This is a genomic window from Microcoleus sp. T3_D1 (genome assembly GCF_036700405.1).
Classification (GTDB): Bacteria; Cyanobacteriota; Cyanobacteriia; order Cyanobacteriales; family Microcoleaceae; genus Microcoleus.
In genome coordinates this window covers 19724-42000 of record NZ_JAUBOV010000060.1, presented here as the reverse complement: position 1 = coordinate 42000, position 22277 = coordinate 19724, and the positions used below count along the sequence as shown (strand labels likewise).

Sequence of the window (22277 nt, the reverse complement as noted above, 5' to 3'; positions counted from 1 at the left end):
TTAGAGTTGAGTGTTACCTTAACTAGAAACAGAAACATCTAAAGTCGAAAATCCTATGAGCAAATTTGTGTTTGTGACTGGCGGCGTGGTTTCCAGCATCGGCAAGGGAATTGTCGGTGCTTCCTTGGGCCGCCTATTGAAGTCGCGGGACTATTCTGTCTCGATTTTGAAGCTAGACCCCTATATTAACGTTGACCCCGGCACTCTGAGCCCGTTTCAGCACGGAGAAGTCTTTGTCACGCAAGACGGTGCGGAAACTGACTTGGATTTGGGGCACTACGAGCGTTTTACCGATACTTCCATGTCTCGCCTCAATAGCGTCACCACGGGTTCCATTTATCAAGCGGTGATCAACAAAGAACGCCGCGGTGAGTATCAGGGGAGCACGGTGCAGGTGATTCCGCACATCACTAACGAGATTAAAGAGCGAATTCATCGGGTAGCAAAAAATACTAATCCCGATGTGGTGATTACGGAAATCGGCGGAACGGTGGGAGATATTGAATCTTTGCCGTTTTTGGAGGCAATTCGCCAGTTTCGCAAGGATGTCGGCCGGCAAAATGTTGTGTATATGCACGTCACGCTGATACCTTGGATTCCTTCGGCTGGGGAAATGAAAACTAAACCGACTCAGCATTCGGTGAAGGAATTGCGATCGATCGGCATTCAACCAGATATTTTAGTCTGTCGGTGCGATCGCCCGCTGTCTTTGGGCATGAAACAGAAATTGTCGGAATTCTGCAACGTGCCCGAAGAGTGCGTCATCACGTCTCAAGATGCTAAAAGTATCTACGAAGTACCCCTGATGATGGAACAGGAAGGTTTGGCCCAACAAACGCTCAATTTGCTGCAACTCGAACATCGCCAGCCAGATTTGCATCAGTGGCAAACTTTAGTCAACAGGCTTTACAGTCCCAATCACAAAATTGATATTGCTTTAGTTGGCAAATACGTGCGGTTGAACGATGCTTATCTTTCGGTGGTGGAAGCTTTGCGGCACGCGGCAATTGCGATCGGCTGCGACCTGAATTTGCACTGGATTAACTCAGAAGATTTAGAATCGGGAAACCTCGATAATTATCTCAAAGGTATCAACGGCATTGTTGTACCGGGAGGTTTTGGGGTTCGGGGAGTTGATGGCAAAATAGCGGCGATCGAATATGCCAAACACCACAAAATTCCATTTTTGGGCTTGTGTTTGGGGATGCAGTGTGCTGTGATTGAATGGGCGCGCAACATCGCCCAACTACAGGATGCCAACAGCGCTGAATTTAACCCAGATACAGCAAATCCGGTAATTAATTTATTGCCAGAACAGCAAGATGTAGTTGATTTGGGCGGTACAATGCGACTGGGTTTGTATCCGTGCCGTGTCAACCCAGACACGCTAGCTTTCAAACTTTATCAGAAAGAAGTGATTTACGAGCGGCACCGCCATCGGTACGAATTTAACAACGCCTACCGCAATCTTTTCTTAGAATCAGGTTATGCAGTCTCCGGTACATCTCCAGACGGCCGATTGGTAGAAATGATCGAATTTCCCAACCATCCCTTTTTCATAGCCTGCCAATTTCACCCCGAATTCCAATCTCGACCTAGCGCCCCCCACCCATTGTTTCAAGGGTTTATCCAGGCCGCTAGCATCCAGGGAAAGCAGGATGTTTTAGAAGATGAGGGTCGCGACTTGGTGGCTGGGAAAGTTGTCGCAAACTGATCTCATATCATGTGCGATCGATTAGTTCTGATATATTAGATGTCTGTAGGGGCGGTTCCGAGTAGACAATATTCAAATCGCCCAGACAATCGACATTACAAAACCCACCCAACAGACCAATAGGATTTGATAGGGGTCGCACTTACCGGACTAGATATCGGGCAGCATTCTCAACGAGTGAAAAACCTCCCCCCCCAACCCTATGCTAGGGCTGGGGGGCTAGTACCACAAGGGAGAAGGCAGAAGGCAGAAGCCAGAAGGCAGAAGGCAGAAGGTAAAAATGCTGATATTTTTACTTAACTTTTTACGGATTTCAAGGGTGATACCAGTTTCAAAAAAAATGCAACTGTAGCCAACTTCCCAACCCCGATAGTCATCTGTCATGCCCAATCTAAAATCTAAAATCTAAAATCTAAAATGGTATGAGTTGTCAAACTATCCTAAAATACCAGGAAACACAGGTTTGAGGAGGCTTTGTGGCTTATTGGAGCAAAATTACTTATGAGAAAAGTACATACATAATTGACCTTGACACTATTAGTGCTTTTTCTAGCGAACTGGATAACAAGCGTATCACCTTTTGGCTGCCTAATAGCAGTCAGCCGATTATCCTCAATCCCCAAGGCAATTCTGAGGCTTACAAGCAAGTTCTCGATTACCTCAAAAAAACCCTTGAGCGCAATTCTAGAGGTTCGTGGATTAAAATTCATTATGACCGCAAAGAATTTGCGATCGATATGAGTCGAATTAGTTCTTTTGCTTGCGAACAGAACGGTCGGCTAAGCTTTTGCCTGCCTGACAGCGCAACTAATATTATTATCCTCCGCCAAAGCAACCCGGAAACTTATCAAGAAATTCAGGAATACATTAAAAATACGACGGGACAATCTCTGCCATGAAGAAGTCAGTAGTCATTAGTCATTACTCAGTAGTCATTAGTCATTAGTCATTAGTCATTAGTCATTAGTCAGTAGTCAGTAGTCAGTAGTCATTAGTCATTAGTCAGTAGTCATTAGTCATTAGTCAGTAGTCATTAGTCATTAGTCATTAGTCAGTAGTCATTAGTCATTAGTCATTAGTTAGAAGCATGAACCATGAAGGATGAAGGAGACTATGTTTAGTAAATCCTCACATTCATTTTATTGTTTTTGAGCTAAAATACTTAGGTTGCACCCTAATTTTAGATAGGAAAAAAGCGCAGTAAAATGCGCTGCTTTTTTAAATTTTAACTATTGAACAAGCTGCCAAGCTAATTTGGCTGCCCCTACCATGCCTGCTTGATTGCCCAATTCAGCAACCAATAACTGTAAATCTTCGCGAGAACTCGGCAGTACACGTTGCTGAATTTCGGCTTGAACCTGCGGTAAGAAAAATTCTGCACCTGCACTAATTCCACCGCCGATAATAATAGCTTCCGGCGTCAAAATATAAATGAGACTTGCCAAACCGATACCCAGATAGCGCCCGTAATTTTGCCAAAATTCTAAAGCTTTGGCATCTCCAGACTTAGCTAAATTTGCTAATTCTAGCGGTTCCAAACCCGTTTCCCGGCGAATTGCTTGCACCGAAACGTACTGTTCTAAAGAACCGCGATTGCCGCTGTTGCACTCCGGGCCGTCGGGATTTATGGCAATCAATCCTAGTTCTCCGGCCGCGCCTTGATGACCTACAAATAGTTTGCCGTCTAGGATAACTGCACCGCCGACTCCTGTACCTAAAGTTATTAAAATTAGGTTTTTAAAGTGCCTTCCTGCGCCCAACCAAGCTTCTCCCAATCCGGCACAGTTGGCATCATTTGCTAATATTGTCCGCAGTCCGGTTTTAGCTTCCAACCAGTCAGCTAGGGGGACGTTATGCCAGTTTTTGAGGTTAATTGCTACTCTGGCTATGCGGCCGGCGGCGTCTGCGGGGCCTGGAGTCCCGATGCCGATCGCACTTACAGCATTTTCGACCCGATTAAGTTGTAAAATAGCATCAGTCATCGCGGCTAAAACGGCTTCTGGCGTTGCGGGTTGAGGGGTTGGAACACTTAAGGATTGGTGACAAATGCCGTCTTCGGTAAATCTGCCGAGTTTAATGGCGGTTCCGCCTAAGTCAATGCCGATTACTTGTGTCATTCGATTTGGGTTTTGGATGCAAGAATTTGGGATTAATCCTCATAGGATAAACATATTTTAAGGTGCGGACTGTACACATTACCAAGTAAGTTTGTAGTGAGAATTTAAATCCTCCAACTTCTATTTTAGTCTATAATACTTAGCGACAAAAAATGGGTTAATTATTAATACTATCATACCGATCGCAATCCATAGCAAAAATTATGGATACCAGCGAGTTCGCCTATTTAATTTCGCCTAACTTACGTTGCGCTACCTCTCGGTTGTGCAAAGCATCGTGATAGTCTGGTTGGAGAGCAATTGCCTGGGTATAAGATGCGATCGCCTCTTCAAATCTTCCTAAATTATACTGCTCATTCCCTCTCTCGCACCATGCCTCAGCATCTACATTAACTTCCGATTCTGCCTCCGCACCCTCAGCGCCTCTGCGGTTCACTTCCCCAGAAAAACCCAAACCATTCCCAACAAACACCGCCTCAATCACCCTCCCCTTTGTATCCTCCTCCTCAACCTCCGGCAGCGGAAACCGTGTCAATATCTCCCGCCCAATTTGCCGCGCCACCTCTGACAATTCCCCGCTGCCAATTCTACCTAACAAAACCAGCCGCTGCGCCAATTCCTGAAGCGATGCCACCGCATCCGTAGGGGCGGTGCCCCCGTGCCCGCCCTGCTGGTTTTCCCCCTCTAACAATCGAGTCCCAAACCGTCGCAGCCAAGCCGCCAATTCACCATCTTTAAGGCGTTTTGCGATTAAGAATCCCGCTACATCCCCTCTACTCCAACCGGCATTCACCCCTTCCAGGATTTCCATGAATTTCGACTCGTATTCCGCGTCTGTTAAGGTTGGGCGGATGGCGGTATTTTCTGAAGGCGGGGAGGGTTTGCTTGGGGTTCCGAAAAGTCGCTGAATTAGTCGTTTGAAGAATTGCAGAATTTTGTTGAGCATTTGTGAGGTTGGGAGGGTGGGGTATTTTCTATTTTATAGCAATTATCAAAAGTAGGATTACATATAGATTGTCCGCGATATCTGTAGGAAGACGGCACTGTTGTGTCTGGGATTGCGACGCACAGCAAACAATCACATGAATAGGACTTACGCAATCATCCCAGGTATGGGGGCAACCGGGCGTGGGGAGAGCCCCTACAAAACACTATATATTGAGGCTGTGCGTAAGTCCTGATGAAGTAGAATTAATCTACTTTAAAAGCGGATAATACAGTTCTCCTGTTGAGTTGATATAACCGGCCCGATCGCCCGCTAAATCCCCCGTTCCCATAAATACGTCAACTCTCCCCGCCCCTTTGATTGCGCCGCCAGTATCTTGATCCAAAACGTACCGATTCACGGCATTTTGTTCGAGTTGTCCCCCCGCATTCGGATAAGGGAGTTTTGTACTAATTAATGCTAGTGCACCGGGCGGCATTAAGGCTTTGTCCGTGGCGATCGACCTTTCGGCAGTTACTGGCACTCCAATGCTTCCTGTGGCTGGAGATCCATTACTATCCCGGAAGAATACAAAGCTTTCATTTTTCGGCAAATATTTGTTCATATCTGCGGGAAAGTTGGTAAAATATTCCCTTAGTTTCGGCAAAGTTAACTCTTCTAAAGTAAACTTTCCGTCTTTAACTAATTCTCGTCCAACTCCTGTATAACTGTGACTGGTTTTGCCTGCAAAACCGACGGTCATCTCGCTACCATCTGTTAGTTGCAATCTCGCCGAACCTTGGACGTGCACGAGAAATGCTTGGAATCGATCGCGCAACCAAACTAATTCTAATCCTCGCAGCAATCCTTTACTTGCCTGCAAAGCATCTGCGCCTTCTAATTGCAATCTTGTCGGGTGAGGTTTCGGCCAAGATGCCATGTTTGGCGGCATCCGGTACAGGGGATAACGGTATTCGGAATTCGGCGTGCGAGATGCTGCGTAAGTCGGCTCGAAATAACCTGTAAATGCGACTGTTCCTTTGCCATCTTTGCCCGTGGATTTGTAAAATACAAACTCGCGCTTGACAGATTCCTGAAGTTGTGCTGGGGTTGTGGAACTGACAACTAATTGGCGGAATCGATCGAGGGAACGGCGGACTCGATCGCGCGTAACTCCTGCGACTGGATAGCGGCTGTAAGCAGTGGCGGCGGCCGATGTATTGAGATAGCGGAGGCTGTGGTCGATCGACCTTAACAGCAATTCTTTATCGCCCGGTTTGCCATTTTCGCCCCAGATTTGAGCGTCAAAGGCGATCGAATCCAACTCACTCGCTTGTAATTGATTTACACTCATTGGTTGCAGCGATGGAACTGCAACGGCGGGCACCGAAAAAGCGATCGCCAAAACGCAACAGGCGATCGCTAATAGCTGATAGCGAAAAATCTTGCTCAATTTCCAATCTTCCCTACTGAATTGATAATTTTCCTTATTCATCGTATCGTTCGACGCTAGAAGTAAATATCGGTTCTACGCGAATTGCGAGAACGCTGGTAGGCCGAACTACCATGTATTCGCCTTGAATATTTTTAATCGGGACGTTAAGAAATTCTCTTGAATCTTGTTTCGGCACCAGCGTACTGCTGTACCACTTTTGAAAATCTTGCAGGGTTGCGAAACGCACTTCTTCGCGATGGCCGCCCTCAAGCAGCAGGTGCACGGAATATTCGCTGGGTGTTCTAGGCATAGGAGATGGGGAGAGTTGTTGGAGGACAATCAAAAATCAAAAATCAAAAATCAAAAATTGATGTGGTTGTCCTCAAGCAGCAGGTGCACGGAATATTCGCACTTGTGTTCTAGGCATATCTGTATTTTAGATTTTTGATTTTAAGCTTTTGGAACGATTCCATATTTTACCCCTTCCTCGGCGCATTCCCTCATCTAGTGGGTTGGATTGAGGGAGAGGGGGAGAGGGGGGGAGAGGGGGAGAGGGGAGAGGGGGAGAGTGCCAGAAGGGGAGGGTGAGAGAGACTGGAGAGTTGTTGCAGGAAAATCTCAATCTAAAATCTAAAATCCCAAATCTTAAATCGATTGACGGCGGCCCCCATCTGCGGCTACGCTGTGAAAGTGAACTACCAGACGCTGACCACTTAAGTGGTACAGCGCTGGCTTCCTGATTCAACGGGGATAGCGTCCAATAAAACCGAAGTTTTACCCGATCGACTTACATCCCCTCCGCAGGCAGAAGCGCTAGTTCCTAACGCCAAAATCCGCAAGGCTTCATTTCTAATGTTTATCGCTGCGTTTACATCACGGTCATGGTGAGTACCACAACGCTGACAACTCCATGCTCTAACATCAAGAGTGAGATTATCAACTCGATTTAGGCATACATGGCAAGTCTTAGAGCTAGGAAACCATCGATCAATCTCGACATATTGTTTTCCTTCACTCTCGGACTTGTACTTAAGCATCGTGCAGAACATACCCCAGCCAACATCATTAATTGATGAAGCTAAATTATGATTCTTAACCATGCCTTTGATATTGAGATTTTCCACTGCAATAACTTGGTTTTCGTTAACTATCTTGCGGGATAGCTTCTGTAGAAAATCTTCACGGCATCTAGCAATTTTGGAGTGAACTTTTGCCACCGCCAGTCTTGCCTTTTTTCGGTTTTGACTACCTTTCTTTTTGCTAGAAAGCTTTTGCTGCTTACGTTTTAGGTTGCGTTGACGCTTGATAAAATGTTTGGGGTTGTCAAACTTAGAACCATCACTGGTAATCGCAAAATGAGTTAACCCTACATCAATGCCAATAGCTTTATCTACTGGGACTAACTCAGGTTTTGCTTCTCCATTATCAATCAAAACAGAAACAAAATATTTGCCGTCCGGGTTGCCAGACACGGTAACGGTCTTGATATCGCCCTCAAAATCACGATGTCGCCGACAGAAAACTAAACCAATCTTAGGTAGGTTGATATAGTCACCGTCGAATTTGACGTTTTGAGGATAGCTAATCGACTGCCTGCTGTGCTTTGACTTGAATTTGGGCAGCATTGCCCTCTTGTCAAAGAAGTTTTTGTAGGCAGTAGATAGATTCAATGCGACCACTTGCAAGCATTGAGAATAGGGTTCTTTTAGCCATTCGTATTCTTTTTTGAGTGCAGGGAGCAAGCCTTGTATGTATGCCCTAGATAGTCCTTTGCCAGTATTTTTGTAAGTTTCTTGACATAGATTTAAAGCATAGTTCCAAAACCATCTCGCACAACCAAAAGACTTTGCAAGCAAGGTTTCTTGCTCACTTGTGGGATAGATTCTGTACTTGTAGGCTTGATACATTTATCAAGATTGCAGAATACCGATAAGACTATCATAGCACACAAAAACGATATTGATTCGCTGTCGCTCAATTTATTTTCACCGCGAGCTTTCATCCCGACGCTCACCTTCGGTAGAGCGCGGGACTTCCCATTCGCATTAGTTAAGGCTGCTTTGCTCAAAGAAAAAGCAGCCCACGTCGCTCAAAAATCTAGTTGCACTCCCTCCGCTTCGCTCCGCCCAAAGCTGCTACCAACAGCAATGGACAGCTAACCGCCAAACTGAGTAAGCAGTATGGAGGCTAGTTGAGAATTTTAACATTCTCTGTAGCCGCCCTGCTCTGTGTTAACGTGCGGGGCGGCTGGGTTTTTGGGTTTTCCTAGAAAACCAAAAACCAGGAGACCATATTATGTCACAGGAATTCGTGCGTGACGATAACTTTTCCGCGCGTCCAAATGACGCCTCAGCAGTATCGGAACAGGAAGTCGTGCGGATAACGGTTGTCGGTTCCCGCGCAGCCGTGTTAGACACCATCCACACCTTGTACCGACTGGGATTTGCCGCCGTCGGGGATTGGAGCCCGCCGCAGCGAGGCGCACAGCCGGGACAAGTGATAAGCGTACTCATTCGCCGATCGCGCAAAGCCTAAAAATAGGCTGAAATACGCTAGGGACACGACACCGTGCCTTTCGTCGTGTCAACAAACACGTTAAACCCGCAGTCCGACAGGGGGTTGAAACCCCTGCCTCAAAACTCAACTCCTCGCGATGAGGACTCAGAAGAAGACTTTTAAACTCATTAGTCCTCTTGAGAGGACTTTAGCTATTAGACAGGGAATTCATTCCCTGGCGGACTGACGGGCGGGTGGGAGGACTGGCGGACGATGGGCTTAAGTTGACACGCTTTGCACAAGGTATTGCCGTGTCCTCCATCGCCGCGTCTACATGGCTGGATATCTGATTGTCACATCCTCGGAGGGCGATGGCGTCGGGCCCTCGCCCGTGCTACGGGAAATTTCATCATCCAACCCGGTTAATTTTACCCGTTCCCCACAGTCAGGACACGCCTTGGCCGAAGTCCCTACAATGATTAATCTGGCGGAATACAGGGATTGTGTATTTTAGAACACGATTTGACCGCAACACTTAAAATAGTCTTGATTTACCGATCGACTGCACCCTTTTCTCATCAATATTTCTGGTTAGCTGGGGGTGTCTGTGGGCCGGAGTTGCGAGGTTCTGCTTCCAAAAGGCTGATAATGGTGCACAATTTCAAATTAACAACAAAACTTGCACTATTTTGAGTAAGCTTTGGGGGGAACAGCTTAGAAAGCCTGTTTCTAAGACTGATGCAAAATATCAAATTAATCCTCCACCTTGTCCAATTACTAATTACGAACCTATGCCCCGTCGTCAAGACTTAAAAAAGATTCTTCTTATTGGTTCCGGCCCAATTGTTATCGGTCAAGCGTGCGAATTTGACTATTCAGGGACACAAGCTTGCAAAGCTTTGCGAGAAGAAGGTTTTGAAGTAGTGTTGGTGAATTCCAACCCGGCAACGATTATGACCGATCCAGAAACTGCCGATCGCATTTACATCGAACCTCTAACGCCGGCCATCCTCGAACAAATCATCGCTAAAGAAAGACCTCAAGCAGTTTTACCGACTATGGGCGGTCAAACGGCGCTAAATTTAGCAGTGGCAGTCGCTAAAAATGGCGTTTTAGAAAAATACAACGTCGAGTTGATTGGTGCTAAGTTGCCAGCAATTGAAATGGCAGAAGATCGGCTATTATTTAAGGAAGCGATGGCGCGAATTGGGGTCGCCGTTTGCCCTTCGGGAATTGCCAACACTCTCGACGAAGCCAAAGCAATTGGTCACCAAATCGGCAGTTATCCGTTAATTATTCGTCCTGCTTTTACAATGGGCGGCACGGGAGGCGGCATTTCTTACAATCAAGAAGAATTTGAAGAAATGGCCCAAGGCGGGCTTGATGCCAGTCCAGTATCGCAAATTTTAATCGAACAATCTTTGATTGGTTGGAAAGAGTACGAACTGGAAGTAATGCGAGATTTGGCAGATAATGTAGTGATTATTTGTTCGATCGAGAATCTCGACCCGATGGGCGTCCACACCGGCGATTCCATCACCGTCGCCCCGGCGCAAACTCTCACAGACAAAGAATATCAGCGCCTGCGGGATGCTTCGGTGAAAATTATTCGCGAAATCGGAGTTGAAACCGGCGGTTCCAATATTCAATTTGCCGTCAATCCTGTCAACGGAGATTTCATCGTTATTGAAATGAACCCTAGGGTTTCCCGTTCCTCCGCCTTGGCCTCGAAAGCAACTGGTTTCCCTATTGCAAAAATGGCGGCAAAATTAGCGGTAGGTTACAGCCTAGACGAAATTTCCAACGATATTACCAAGAAAACTCCGGCGTCTTTTGAGCCGACAATTGACTACGTGGTGACGAAGATTCCGCGATTTGCCTTTGAAAAGTTCCCTGGTTCCGAACCGACTCTGACAACGCAAATGAAGTCAGTTGGGGAGGTAATGGCGATCGGGCGCAGCTTCAATGAATCCTTCCAAAAAGCCCTGCGGGGATTGGAAACAGGCCGCGCAGGTTTCGGGTGCGACAAACCGGAAAAGTTGCCGAGTTTGGAACAAATTCGCGCCGGATTGCGGACGCCAAATCCCGATCGCATTTTTACAGTTCGCCACGCGATGATGATGGGAATGTCGGTGGAAGATATCTTCGAGTTCACAGCAATTGACCCTTGGTTTTTGGATAAAATGCAGGAATTGCTGGAAACTGAGAAGTTCTTGAAACGAACGCGGTTGGAACAGTTGACAAAAGAGACAATGTTTGAAGTAAAGCAGTTGGGATTTAGCGATCGCCAAATTGCTTACGCCACCAAAACATCGGAAGATCGAGTCCGCGCTTACCGCAAACAGTTAGGCGTAATTCCGATTTACAAAACCGTCGATACCTGTGCCGCTGAATTTGAAGCGTTTACACCGTATTATTATTCCACCTACGAGGCGGGTGCGGCTATTTGGGAATTGGGCGATGAAGAAAAGAAAGTTTCGCCTGTGGGCCACAGTCTGGCGCCGGAGTCGGAAGTTTTGCCTTCTACCAAACGAAAAGTGATGATTTTAGGTGGCGGGCCCAACCGAATCGGACAGGGAATTGAGTTTGATTACTGCTGCTGTCACGCTTCCTATTCCCTAGGAGAAGATGGCTTTGAGACAATTATGGTCAACTCGAACCCGGAGACGGTTTCGACGGATTACGATACGAGCGATCGCCTGTATTTTGAACCGCTAACAAAAGAAGATGTTCTCAACATCATCGAAGCCGAAAATCCAGAGGGAGTAATTATTCAGTTTGGCGGACAAACGCCGCTGAAATTGGCGCTGCCTTTACAAAAAGCTCTGGAAAATCACCCCGACGTACAAACAAAAATCTGGGGAACTTCGCCGGATTCTATTGATACGGCTGAAGACAGGGAGCGATTTGAAAAGATTCTGCGGGAATTGGATATTCAGCAAGCTGCTAACGGTTTGGCCCGCAGTTTTGAGGATGCTTTAATAGTAGCTCAACGCATCGGTTATCCGGTAGTCGTGCGACCGAGTTACGTGTTGGGCGGGCGAGCAATGGAAATTGTTTATTCCGATACGGAATTGGAACGTTACATGACCTATGCGGTGCTCGTAGAACCAGATCATCCGATTTTAATTGATAAGTTTTTGGAGAATGCGATCGAGGTTGATGTAGATGCGATCGCCGATGTTACTGGCAATGTGACGATTGGCGGTATTATGGAACACATCGAGGAAGCGGGAATCCACTCCGGCGACTCTGCTTGTTCTATCCCTTACCAAACGCTTTCGGACGCAGCTTTGGCAACAATCCGCCGCTGGACTGTAGAATTAGCAAAATCCCTGAAAGTGATCGGGTTGATGAATATTCAATTTGCCGTTCAAGGGGAAGAAGTTTTCATTTTGGAAGCTAACCCGCGCGCTTCTCGAACAGTGCCTTTTGTCTCCAAGGCGATCGGAGTTCCCTTAGCAAAAATGGCCTCGCGAGTCATGTCTGGCAAAACTCTAGAAGCTTTGGGTTTTACTGAAGAGATTATACCCACTCATGTTTCGGTAAAAGAAGCTGTATTGCCCTTTGCTAAGTTTCCGGGAACTGATACCTTGTTAGGGCCAGAAATGCGATCGACCGGCGAAGTCATGGGAATTGACACCGATTTTGGCAAAGCATTTGCCAAAGCTCAATTAGGTGCCGGACAAATGATGCCGCTGTTGGGAACTGTCCTGGTTTCGATGCGCGATCGGGACAAACTAGCAGTTGTACCCGTTGTCAAGGAATTCTTAGAATTGGGTTTCAGAGTAGTAGCAACTCACGGAACACGCAAAGTTTTGCGAGAGCAAGGTTTAGAGGTAGATTTGGAATTGAAACTGCACGAAGGGCGGCCGAATTTGTTGGATTCAATCAAGAATGAGAAAATTCAACTAATTATCACCACGCCTTCCGGCGAAGAATCCCGCGCCGACGGCATCTTTATCCGTCGCACAGCTTTGACTTACAAAATCCCGATTATTACCACAATAGCCGGTGCCAAAGCGACAGCAGCGGGAATTCGATCGCTCAAATCCCACCCAATGGAAGTAAAAGCAATTCAAGACTATTACCCGCAAGCCTAGAGGGCGAAACACCCTATGTTTAGGGTGTGCAGGGCGCACTATTAGTGTCAACTTAAGCTTTTAGTCCGCCAGTCCTCCCGCTCACCCGGCAGCCCGCCAGGGAATGAATTCCCTGTCTTATAGCGAAAGTCCTCTCAAAGAGGACTGAAGAACTCATTAGTCTTCATAGCGAGGACTTTCGCTTTGAGGCTCTTGTTTCAAACCCTGCCGGATTGAGGGTTGAACGTTAAGTTGACACCAATGACCGCGCACCTTACCCTAAACATAAGGTGCGCGCCACCAAAGCCTAATCTGCATCGGAATCCAAAACTCCGCTAGACAGCATCAACCTCGGCCAAACTAACAAGAAAAAACCCATCCAAGCTAATAAAGGAATCGCGACTAAAACCGTTATCCAAATAGTTTTTAACAAAAACCAACTACCGCTAATCAGGCTAGTACCAGTTAAAAGAATCGACCAAGGTTGACACCACCACGGTTTGTAACTCCAAGGACTAATAGCTTTTTGCTCGGAAAGTTTTTTATTATCAGAAAGAGATTTCATATTTTCAGTTATTTTTTATTGAGAATAGTCGGGCTAGCTTGATTAAGGGAAGTTAAACATTCATCACCTCTTCTGCTGTCAGCGTTAATTCGGGAAAAGTCCGTGATACAATTCGTTCGCTGCCTTTAAACGCGCTTCTTTGATAGTTGCTATCTGCATCCAAAAGGTGGACAAATACAGTTGGAACTTTGGGATTTCCCAGAAATTCCCTGCTGCCAATTGCTAAATAATCGACAATCCAATACTCAGGAATTCCGAGGCGCCGATATTCGTCCAATTTGTCTATATAATCGTCCTCCCAATTTGTTGATGTTACTTCCACTGCCAGTTGAATTGGTTCTTGTAAGGCAGAATAAGCAGAACGGTTCGATCGCCACAAGTCGCGATCGATTACGCTGACATCCGGTTTCCGCCCTTGTTCGAGGCCGGCTTTAGTTACAGTTCTGATAACGGCTGTAGTGTGGACTACATAATTCAAATTTAGTCGCCGGATTTCATCATTGAAGCCAAATAACATGAAATTAGCAACATCATCATGATTTCTTGTGGCATTCATTTCTACAATTTCTCCATTTACCAGTTCATAGAGTCCATCTTCTGGACATTCTACAAGGAATTGGTCAAAGGTTAATTTTTGCGTGACTGTTGCAATCATAAGATTTGTCCTTATTTTGCAGTAATACTATTAGTCTATATTACCACAGGCAGGAATGAATTTGTTTTTTTGACCGCAGACATCCAATTCTAAAATCTACAATCTACAATTAAAAATCTCAAATCGATTCAGGTAAATGGTAAAATACGATCGCCAGCGGGCAGATTGAGTTAAATATGTCACCTACTTGCTAGGGTAGAAAGTAACAAACCTAGAAATCGAGCCACTCCCAGGTCAACCCCGAACCATGAGACTAGACGAAGCCGTAGAATTTGCCGAAAACCCAGAGCCGCGCTGTCCCTGCGTCCTCCTGCTGGACACCTCCGGCTCCATGCAAGGCGCACCGATAGATGCCTTGAATGAGGGGCTGGAAATTTTTAGGAATGACCTAATTAAAGACGAACTAGCTAAAAAGCGAGTCGAAGTCGCGATTATTTCATTTGACAATCAGATCAAAGTCGTGCAAGACTTCGTTACCGCCGACCAGTTCGAGACGCCACTGCTGACAGCTCAAGGACAAACCCACATGGGCGCAGGCATTCAGCTAGCATTAGATACCATTGCCGCCCGCAAATCCGAATACCGCAACAACGGCATTACCTACTACCGCCCGTGGGTATTTATGATTACCGACGGTGAACCTCAAGGCGAATCCGACGATGTTGTGGAAATAGCAGCACAGCGGATTAAAGAGGAAGAAACTAACAAGCGCGTGGCATTTTTTGCAGTCGGAGTGGAAGGTGCTAATATTCCCCGTCTCGCGCAAATTGTCGATCGCACGCCTGTAAAATTGAAAGGATTAGACTTTAGAGAGATGTTCATCTGGCTGTCGGCTAGTATGCAGAGAGTTTCTCACTCAAAAATTGACGAACAAGTAGCACTGCCGCCACCCGGATGGGGAACTGTTTAGTTATTAGTCATTAGTCATTAGTCATTAGTCATTAGTCATTGGTCATTGGTCATTGGTCATTAGTTATGAGTCATTAGTCATTAGTCATTAGTCATTAGTAAGAGTGCCGTGTCCCTACGGCACTGCCGTGTCTCTACAAGGGCTAGTACCTACGAACCCAGAAAAGTGCTGTAATTAGGGATAAATAAACCCGTCCAGACTTTGCATAGTTGTGAATTTACGAAGTTTTGAGTTAAAGAGTTATTAATGCAGAATTCATCCTTTAATTGGCAAGTTGTAGCGGCATCGGTGATAGGTACGAGCCACGAAAAAAGATCGCAGCCTTGTCAAGATGCCCACTGCTGGCGTCTCTTGCCAAACGGTGTTTTAGCGGCAGCGGTTGCCGACGGTGCGGGCTCGGCCCCACTCGCAGAAGTTGGGGCAAAAATTGCTGTGGAAGCGGTTGTCGAAACGATTTGCCAGCAACAGGAAAGGCTGCCTGAAAATGACGACGAATGGCAGGTATTCTTGACGGCATCGCTGCAAGTGGCGCGGGCGCAGGTAGAAGCAGAAGCGGCTGTGCGGGAAGTGGCTGCGAGAGATTTAGCCTGCACTTTAATTGCGGTTGTTGCTACACCGGAATTAATCGCAGTTGCTCAAATCGGTGACGGTGCGGCGGTAGCAGGTGACAGTGCAGGAAATGCGATCGCCCTGACAGTACCCCCCTGCGGCGAATACATCAACGAAACTATCTTTTTGATTTCGCCGAATGCGATCGAAACAGCCCAATTTCAGGTACTGCGGGAAAAACTGCAGCACTTAGCCGTTTTTTCCGACGGCTTGCAAATGCTAGCTCTCAAAATCCCAGAAGGCACGCCGCACAAGCCGTTTTTTGCGCCTTTGTTTCGGTTTTCTGGCGAGTGGAAAGAAGAGGAAGATGCAAAACAGCAATTAGAGTCATTTTTGCGATCGCCCCGCGTTTCCGAACGCACCGATGATGACTTAACATTATTGTTAGCAACTTTTTCGACCAATGTCTAGTCTGTTCAACTTGAGATATTGCACCATTCTCAAGAACAGGCAAGATGCCTGTTCCACAAAAGATAAATTTTCTTGTGGAACAGGCATCTTGCCTGTTCAGAAAAGGCTTATTGAGAATGGTGCAAGATGTGATCTCAACTCCACTTACAAAAAGCGGATAAAAAATTATGACAGGTTCACGAATTAGTGCCAGAAGCTTGTTGCGAGAAACATTTGCTACTGCGAAACCTATATACGCTCCCCTGTTGACCATCAATTTTCCCAATTTTATATTGGTCGCGCTCAATAGTTTGGGCAATCTCGGTTCAGCAGGTGTTGCTTTCAATATTATCTACTCGTTCGTGGCAGTTCCTTTATTTTCGGGAGCCATGATTTTCTACAGTTACCGAAGTTTGACTCGAAATCAAGTAACTGTGGGTCAGGCTTTCAATCAAGCAAACCGAAGATTGCTGCACCTTATTTTGGTTTATATTATGTTTGTGGTGCTGGTGTTTGCAGGCTTCATTGCACTAATAATTCCCGGTCTTTATGTATCATATCGCTTAATATTTTCATTGTACGCTACCGTCATTGATAACTCTTCAGCGCTGGACAGTCTTAGCAGCAGTTGGAACTTAACTAAAGGGCGCTGGTGGTTGGTATTTCGAGCGACTTTGCTGATAGTTTTTGTCGTTATTGTGCCAATAATATTGATTTCCCTATTAATCGATCCGACGGCCAAATCCGTAGGATATCAGCTTACAAGTAATCTACTCGGATTTTTAGCCGGGCCGTTGATGAATGTTTATTTGGTTTTATTGTACCTGCGCCTGCGGGAATCGGCAGCAACTATTCAATAGACATCTCCGAAAAATCAAGTCCAGGGCTGTCAGGATACCTACCCCACAAAAATTGTTAGCGCTGTCTCGCGAGCGGTGAAAATTTGGCGCGGTTCTATAATAAAATCGAGGTGTCACACAATTCTGCTTTAGTTTGTACAGTAGGTCGTCATTTGCAAGCACAAGAGATTAAGGATCAGCTCAACTCCCTAATTAGCGACGCAGATCTAATAGATCCGAGTTTAGCGAGAAGATTGGATGAAATCAATCGCTGGGTGAAAGATATTAAACCCGGTTCGCTAACTGCTAAAAAATTTGTGATGGCTTTTTTGCTGCAGCTTATCCGAGATTCTCAGGTTTGGCTGGCAGTTCAATCTCTGCCTTCGGAAAGAGAACAGCAAGCCGCGTTTGAGTTAATGACGCCGGGAGAAAGGTATTGGTACAGCTATCTATTTCCTAAATGGCTGAGCGAAAACGATCGCAAATTTTACATCTGGAAACAAAAACTCAAGGCCGGCGAATTCGATCCGGGAGATGATATCGTGATTCGTGCGATCGCAGCCCGAATTGTCGATCGCCAAGGCACCGTTTTGTATCGATATGTTGCAGATCTTTCTATGGCAACCGATTCCATCGTTAGCAACCGCCAACAGCAGCCCCTCTGCATTCAAGTCACAACTCTTTCGGATGAATTCTCTGAACAAAAATATCAGAATTGGCAACAAACTCTTCAAGATTGGGGGATTGACAGAGGATTATTTTTAAGTTATGATAAAAACGATGCAAATTTCCTGAACCAGTTAGTTAACATTGCATTATATAATAGTGATAATTTGCCCGCAGGTCGTTACCTCAAGTTCCCGTAAATCAAGCAGATATGCTGCTGAGAATAGTTCGACTGCTCCAAACTCTGTGAAAAAAAATTTGACTAACTCACATATTGCACAATTCTCGACAATGGCAAAAGCCTAGTCCCCAGACAGCTTCCCGCAAAAGGGAAGGCGGAGCAAGATTCTTCCTCCCCTTTTCTGTTTCCGGGAGGAGTCTGCCAGACGCTGGCAACAGGTGCTTGAGACGAAGGCTAAGCAGGGAAGATTTACCGCAGCAATCAATAAGAGTGAAATAACTAGCAACTCGGCCTAAATTGAATTGAGATTTGATTTAATCGCCGTGGAATTGTGGGAAAAAAAATCAAATTACATCAAAATCAAATACTATGACTGTACAAGGTACGAGCATCGTTGAAAATAACTTGCAAAAAGTCTGGGAAGAACTGGAAGCAGCCAGAAAAATGCAGGATGACTGGATGAATTACGGGGTAGATTTTGTGGATTTGTATGTGGAAGATGCTGGCGGTGATTGGTTGGAAAAGTGGGGAAAATGTGAAGAAGAATTAGAGCTAATAAAAAATAAAAAGGTAGATATTGAAGCAGTCAAAGCAGCGATCGACCTTTCCAGCTTTCAGCAGACAAAACTGCTGGAAATTGCCTTGAATTGCCGTTATTGTACCAGCTATTACCCCGATCGCCCCCAGGAGTCTCCCGCTTGGCAAGAGGTTAAGTACAAACGGCTGTCACTCTTAGGCGCAGCGATTTTCGGTGCTGTTGTTACCGATTACCTGTACCGCGAATATCCAGAACTCGATCCAGAGGCTATCTCAACCTTAAAAACTCGTTTAGCCGATCCGAAAAACCTTGCGGATTTTGCACAAGATTTGAAATTAAACGAACTCGGTTGGCGCGTCTGGAATGGGAAAGAAGCCGACAAAAGCGAGCACACTAGGAATTTTTTGGAGGCTTTTGAAGCTTTGTTTGGCGCGATTTACTTGGAGTTTAATCGCGATTTTTTCCGTGGGGGAAACTGGCTGATTCAGCACTTAATTGAACCCAACGTTAGCCAGCATGAGGATCTAACTGGGCCGCGACAAATAGGGCAAGAAAACGAGATGAAACGGCGGGAAATCCTGGGTGCGGATATTCTAGATGCGATCGCGATCGACTATTTGTACAACCGCTTTCCCGAACGCAACGCCAGCCAGCTAACTCGCTGGAAAAATATGTTAGTGGCCAAAGACATTTTCCCCAAAGACTTTAAGGCAAAACTAGGCAGTCAGTACCTGGAATTGAGAAGCAATTTCTCGCGTACCCGCGACTGGTTGGTGGATAACTTTATCCAAACCGCAGTTGACGAACTGGAAGAGGAAACAGGCGATCGACTAAAATAAAATCAAGTTGTCAAAAAAATTGGGGAAACAGCAATGGTTACACAACTGCAATCTCCCGAAAAATCAAATATCATCTACCCCGACGATAACGGCGAACCGATGTCAAACAATACGGATCAGTTTCGATTAATTGTTTGGATTAAAGAAAACTTAGAATTGATGTTTGCCGATGATCCAAATGTTTTTGTAGCAGGTGACTTGCTTTGGTATCCGGTTGAAGGAAATAATAAACTTTGCCAAGCACCAGATGTGATGGTAGTTTTGGGCAGATCAAAAGGATATCGAGGTTCCTACCAACAGTGGCATGAAGATAATATTGCACCGCAAGTCGCGTTTGAAATTTGGTCGCCGGGAAATCGTCTGACTCCGATGATTGAAAAATTCAGATTCTACGAACGCTACGGCGTGGAAGAATACTATTTGTACGACCCGCAAACATTAGAACTGACAGGATGGTTGCGGGTTGAGTCACAATTAGAAGCGATCGAACAAATGGACGGTTGGGTAAGTCCCAGACTGGGAGTGCGGTTTCAATTATCAGAAACAGGACTCGAAATGTTCGGGCCCTCTGGAGAACCGTTTAGGAGTTTTGTGGAACTCGATCGACAGATCCAGCAAGCCGAGGCGCGGGCCGAACAAGAACGGCTGCGGGCCGAACAGGCAGAAATGCTGCTGGAACAAGAACGATCGCGATCGCAAGCTTTGGAATCAAGACTCCGAGAAAGGGGCATCGATCCCAATCAATTGTAAGCACAACTGCAAAATTAAACTATTGTGGAACAGGCCCTCGTAGCCTGTTGTTGAGTTTTCCAGGGCGGGCTCTCCTGCCCAACCCACAATAAAATAGAATTATCGTGGAACAGGCCCTCGTAGCCTGTTGCTGAATTTTCCAGGGCGGGCTCTCCTGCCCAAGCCCTACTCCCCACAATAAAATAGAATTACGGATTTATCAGTGGGGTAAGTTCTAAAATCTAAAATCCAAAATCTAAAATCTAAAATCGATTGATGCCCCCATACCCTAAGCGAATTCTATGCAGTTGCAGCGCCAATTTAGCGGACAACTGATTGCGATCGACACCAAAACCGCGATCGCCAGTGGGGGTGAAGGTCGCATCTACCCGATCGCCCAAGACTCGTCCCTTGTAGCAAAAATCTACCACAAACCGACAGACGAAGACGGCGACAAACTCACAGTCATGTTCAGTATGCCGCCGGATGCGCCGATCGCGGAACCCGGGCACGCTTCCATTGCTTGGCCGATCGATTTGCTGCATACTGTCGGCGGGCGAGAAAAAATCGTCGGTTTTGTGATGCCGCGCGTCAACAAAGTGATGCCGGTACACACTTTCTACACTCCCAAAACCAGGCGCGAACAAAAACCCCTATTTAGCTATCTTTACCTCCACCGTACCGCCAGAAATCTCGCCTCGGCTGTAAACGCCCTCCACGTCAGGGGTTACGTCATCGGCGACGTAAACGAGTCGAACATTCTCGTGACGGATACGGCTTTGGTAACGCTGGTAGACACGGATTCGTTTCAAGTCCGCGATCCTTATACGGGTTACGTTTATCGGTGTCCCGTGGGGAAACCGGAGTTTACCCCGCCAGAGTTGCAGGGCCAGACTTTCCGGGATATCGATCGATCTCCAGAGCACGATTTGTTCGGTTTAGCCGTATTAATTTTTCAATTGCTGATGGAAGGTACGCATCCGTTTTCGGGAGTTTATCTCGGTAGCGATGAACCGCCGCCTTTGGAAGCGAGAATTCGATCGGGCCATGTCCCCGGATGCAGTAGGGGCGGTGCCCCCGTGCCCGCCCGCTACCGCCCGATGCCCGCTGCGCCTCCTTTTGAGATGCTGCATCCCCGACTGCGGCAGATGTTTATCCGCTGTTTTGAGGAAGGGCACGGCAATCCTTCCGCGCGCCCGGATGCGAAAACTTGGGTGAATGCGATTCGGGAAGCGGAAGATGCTTTAGTTACTTGCAGCAAAAACAGTCAGCATAAATACGGAAATCATCTCAGTCGGTGCCCTTGGTGCGATCGGGCAAAACTCCTCAAAGGTCGCGATCCGTTTCCTTCGCGCCAAGCAGTCAGCCACGGATTGCACTTGCAGCCCGCGAAAATCAAGCGTAAAAAGCCCCAACCACCGCCCGTCGTAAGGGAGCCCGCAGTGCGCCGGCAACAGCCCGCCACGGGGCTGCCGCGCCCCCTCGGCCAGTACGCAGTGCCGTTGCTACCGATGCCGATGTCTTCTCGCAGTCGGACTCCTGCGCCTCAGCTTCCGGTGGGCAAGTTTGAGCGCATTGTTCAGGATGCTGCTTGGGGTGGTGTTTGGGGGAGTTTGTGTTTGGCGGCGATCGGGGGGATTTATTCGGTAATAGCTGAGGGCGGCGGGGCTATTTTGGGGGCGATTTTTGTTGGTACGATTTGGGGCTGTTTTTTTGGGATGATGTGGGGCGTTTTTACTTTGCCGCCGAATCAGATTTGGCGGAAGTGGGGGGGAGTTTTGGTGGGGGCTGCTTGGGGGGCTTTTTTGTTGGCGGCGATCGGCGGTGCGGTGTTTGGCGCGATTAATAGCACTCCGGGAATTGGGGAGAGGATTTTGGCTGGGGCGGGGGTTGGTGCTGTCTGGGGCTGTGTTTGGGCGAGTTTTCGGCCTCCTCTGGCGCTGCCGGCGGGGAGGGTGTGGGGCCGGCGGGGAGGGTATTTGGGGGCTGTCTGGGGCTCGTTTGTGGGGACTCTGGCTGGTGTTTTTTTGGGGGCTGGGCTGGTGGTTTGGCAGCAGTACGGTGTCCAGATGCGGCCGGTGGATGAGTTTGCGCGTTTGCTGCTGGGTGTGGCGATCGTGGCGGCTGGTGTGGGTTCTGTTGGGGGTGTGGTTTCTGGGGGTTTGTTGGGTTTTTGCGGGTTTGCGCCGAAGTTGCCGATTTCGTTTCAGCCTTCGGGCTTGAAGGGTGGGAGTTTGGGGGCGATTTGGGGCAGTTTTTTGGGGACTTTGGCGGGTGCTGTGTTGGGGGGGGTGGTGTCTGCGATGTTTCCGGCTGTTAGCGCTGGGGTGCCGGTGCAGTTGGGGCCTGTGGCGGGGGCGATCGTGGGGGCTGGTTTGGGGGCGATTTGGGGCGTGGTTTCGGGTACTGTTTGGGGGGCTTTGGGTAAGTGGTGATCGGGTTGATGTGTGTTTTTGGGTTGAAAATGCGTCTAGGAGTAGGTGTAAAAATCGAGGTGTTAAATTGGGGGGCTATAATGTATATGCTCTAAGGGTTAGAGGCAGTTCCAGCTTAAAATGGTAGACGCAATCGCTGAAATCTATGCAGG

The 22277-nt window shown here is 47.1% G+C and carries 19 protein-coding genes; 12 read left to right on the top strand and 7 right to left on the bottom strand.

Going from position 1 to position 22277, the window contains the following annotated elements; all coding sequences use genetic code 11:
* The first annotated feature begins 55 nt into the window (after nucleotides 1–55).
* On the top strand, nucleotides 56–1714 hold the full coding sequence (locus tag QT992_RS23485; RefSeq protein ID WP_333315823.1) for a CTP synthase: 1659 nt from the start codon (nucleotides 56–58) through the stop codon (nucleotides 1712–1714).
* A 476-nt stretch (nucleotides 1715–2190) separates the two neighbouring features.
* Nucleotides 2191–2613, top strand: a complete 423-nt coding sequence (locus tag QT992_RS23480; RefSeq protein WP_333315824.1) for a hypothetical protein — start codon at nucleotides 2191–2193, stop codon at nucleotides 2611–2613.
* 330 nt (nucleotides 2614–2943) lie between these two features.
* On the opposite strand, the gene QT992_RS23475 is transcribed toward QT992_RS23480, so the two are convergent.
* The 5 genes from QT992_RS23475 to QT992_RS23455 all read right to left on the bottom strand — a co-directional run bounded on the left by QT992_RS23475 (nucleotide 2944) and on the right by QT992_RS23455 (nucleotide 8098).
* Complete coding sequence (locus QT992_RS23475; RefSeq protein WP_333377825.1) at nucleotides 2944–3831, bottom strand: ROK family protein; 888 nt, start codon at nucleotides 3829–3831, stop codon at nucleotides 2944–2946.
* Between the two features lie 223 nt (nucleotides 3832–4054).
* On the bottom strand, nucleotides 4055–4777 hold the full coding sequence (locus QT992_RS23470) for a tetratricopeptide repeat protein (protein ID WP_333315826.1): 723 nt from the start codon (nucleotides 4775–4777) through the stop codon (nucleotides 4055–4057).
* Between the two features lie 250 nt (nucleotides 4778–5027).
* Entirely contained in the window at nucleotides 5028–6251 is a 1224-nt protein-coding gene (locus tag QT992_RS23465; RefSeq protein ID WP_333338740.1) for a murein transglycosylase A, read from the bottom strand.
* On the bottom strand, nucleotides 6244–6501 hold the full coding sequence (locus tag QT992_RS23460) for a hypothetical protein (RefSeq protein ID WP_172192361.1): 258 nt from the start codon (nucleotides 6499–6501) through the stop codon (nucleotides 6244–6246). The genes QT992_RS23465 and QT992_RS23460 overlap by 8 nt, the downstream gene beginning before the upstream one ends.
* A gap of 403 nt (nucleotides 6502–6904) precedes the next feature.
* Nucleotides 6905–8098: an RNA-guided endonuclease TnpB family protein gene (locus tag QT992_RS23455; protein WP_333315828.1), complete on the bottom strand. Its 1194-nt coding sequence runs from the start codon at nucleotides 8096–8098 to the stop codon at nucleotides 6905–6907.
* Nucleotides 8099–8107: 9 nt separating this feature from the next.
* Here QT992_RS23455 and QT992_RS23450 point away from each other — a divergent pair, with 9 nt between their 5' ends.
* The 3 genes from QT992_RS23450 (at nucleotide 8108) to carB (ending at nucleotide 12790) form a co-directional block, all read left to right on the top strand.
* On the top strand, nucleotides 8108–8350 hold the full coding sequence (locus QT992_RS23450; protein ID WP_333315829.1) for a hypothetical protein: 243 nt from the start codon (nucleotides 8108–8110) through the stop codon (nucleotides 8348–8350).
* Between the two features lie 136 nt (nucleotides 8351–8486).
* Entirely contained in the window at nucleotides 8487–8726 is a 240-nt protein-coding gene (locus tag QT992_RS23445; RefSeq protein ID WP_333338737.1) for a hypothetical protein, read from the top strand.
* Nucleotides 8727–9478: 752 nt separating this feature from the next.
* Nucleotides 9479–12790 (top strand): carbamoyl-phosphate synthase large subunit, encoded by a 3312-nt coding sequence (carB, locus tag QT992_RS23440; RefSeq protein ID WP_333315874.1) that lies wholly within the window; start codon nucleotides 9479–9481, stop codon nucleotides 12788–12790.
* A gap of 286 nt (nucleotides 12791–13076) precedes the next feature.
* On the opposite strand, the gene QT992_RS23435 is transcribed toward carB, so the two are convergent.
* Both QT992_RS23435 and QT992_RS23430 read right to left on the bottom strand, forming a co-directional pair.
* Entirely contained in the window at nucleotides 13077–13334 is a 258-nt protein-coding gene (locus QT992_RS23435) for a DUF6737 family protein (RefSeq protein WP_333338734.1), read from the bottom strand.
* Nucleotides 13335–13386: 52 nt separating this feature from the next.
* Nucleotides 13387–13989 (bottom strand): Uma2 family endonuclease, encoded by a 603-nt coding sequence (locus QT992_RS23430; RefSeq protein WP_333338731.1) that lies wholly within the window; start codon nucleotides 13987–13989, stop codon nucleotides 13387–13389.
* A 247-nt stretch (nucleotides 13990–14236) separates the two neighbouring features.
* Between QT992_RS23430 and QT992_RS23425 the strand changes: the two genes are divergently transcribed.
* From QT992_RS23425 to QT992_RS23395, 7 genes are all read left to right on the top strand, one after another.
* Entirely contained in the window at nucleotides 14237–14899 is a 663-nt protein-coding gene (locus tag QT992_RS23425) for a VWA domain-containing protein (protein ID WP_333143204.1), read from the top strand.
* A 246-nt stretch (nucleotides 14900–15145) separates the two neighbouring features.
* A complete protein-coding gene (locus QT992_RS23420; RefSeq protein WP_333315833.1) occupies nucleotides 15146–15919 on the top strand; it encodes a PP2C family serine/threonine-protein phosphatase in 774 nt (257 codons plus the stop codon).
* A gap of 167 nt (nucleotides 15920–16086) precedes the next feature.
* Nucleotides 16087–16758, top strand: coding sequence for a glycerophosphoryl diester phosphodiesterase membrane domain-containing protein (locus tag QT992_RS23415; protein WP_333338726.1), 672 nt, complete (start codon nucleotides 16087–16089; stop codon nucleotides 16756–16758).
* Between the two features lie 110 nt (nucleotides 16759–16868).
* Nucleotides 16869–17603: a hypothetical protein gene (locus tag QT992_RS23410; protein ID WP_333315835.1), complete on the top strand. Its 735-nt coding sequence runs from the start codon at nucleotides 16869–16871 to the stop codon at nucleotides 17601–17603.
* 350 nt (nucleotides 17604–17953) lie between these two features.
* Nucleotides 17954–18961 (top strand): ribonuclease III domain-containing protein, encoded by a 1008-nt coding sequence (locus QT992_RS23405; protein ID WP_333338723.1) that lies wholly within the window; start codon nucleotides 17954–17956, stop codon nucleotides 18959–18961.
* A gap of 33 nt (nucleotides 18962–18994) precedes the next feature.
* Complete coding sequence (locus tag QT992_RS23400) at nucleotides 18995–19711, top strand: Uma2 family endonuclease (RefSeq protein WP_333315837.1); 717 nt, start codon at nucleotides 18995–18997, stop codon at nucleotides 19709–19711.
* A 281-nt stretch (nucleotides 19712–19992) separates the two neighbouring features.
* On the top strand, nucleotides 19993–22125 hold the full coding sequence (locus QT992_RS23395; protein WP_333377821.1) for a DNA-binding protein: 2133 nt from the start codon (nucleotides 19993–19995) through the stop codon (nucleotides 22123–22125).
* The last annotated feature ends 152 nt before the right edge of the window (nucleotides 22126–22277 follow it).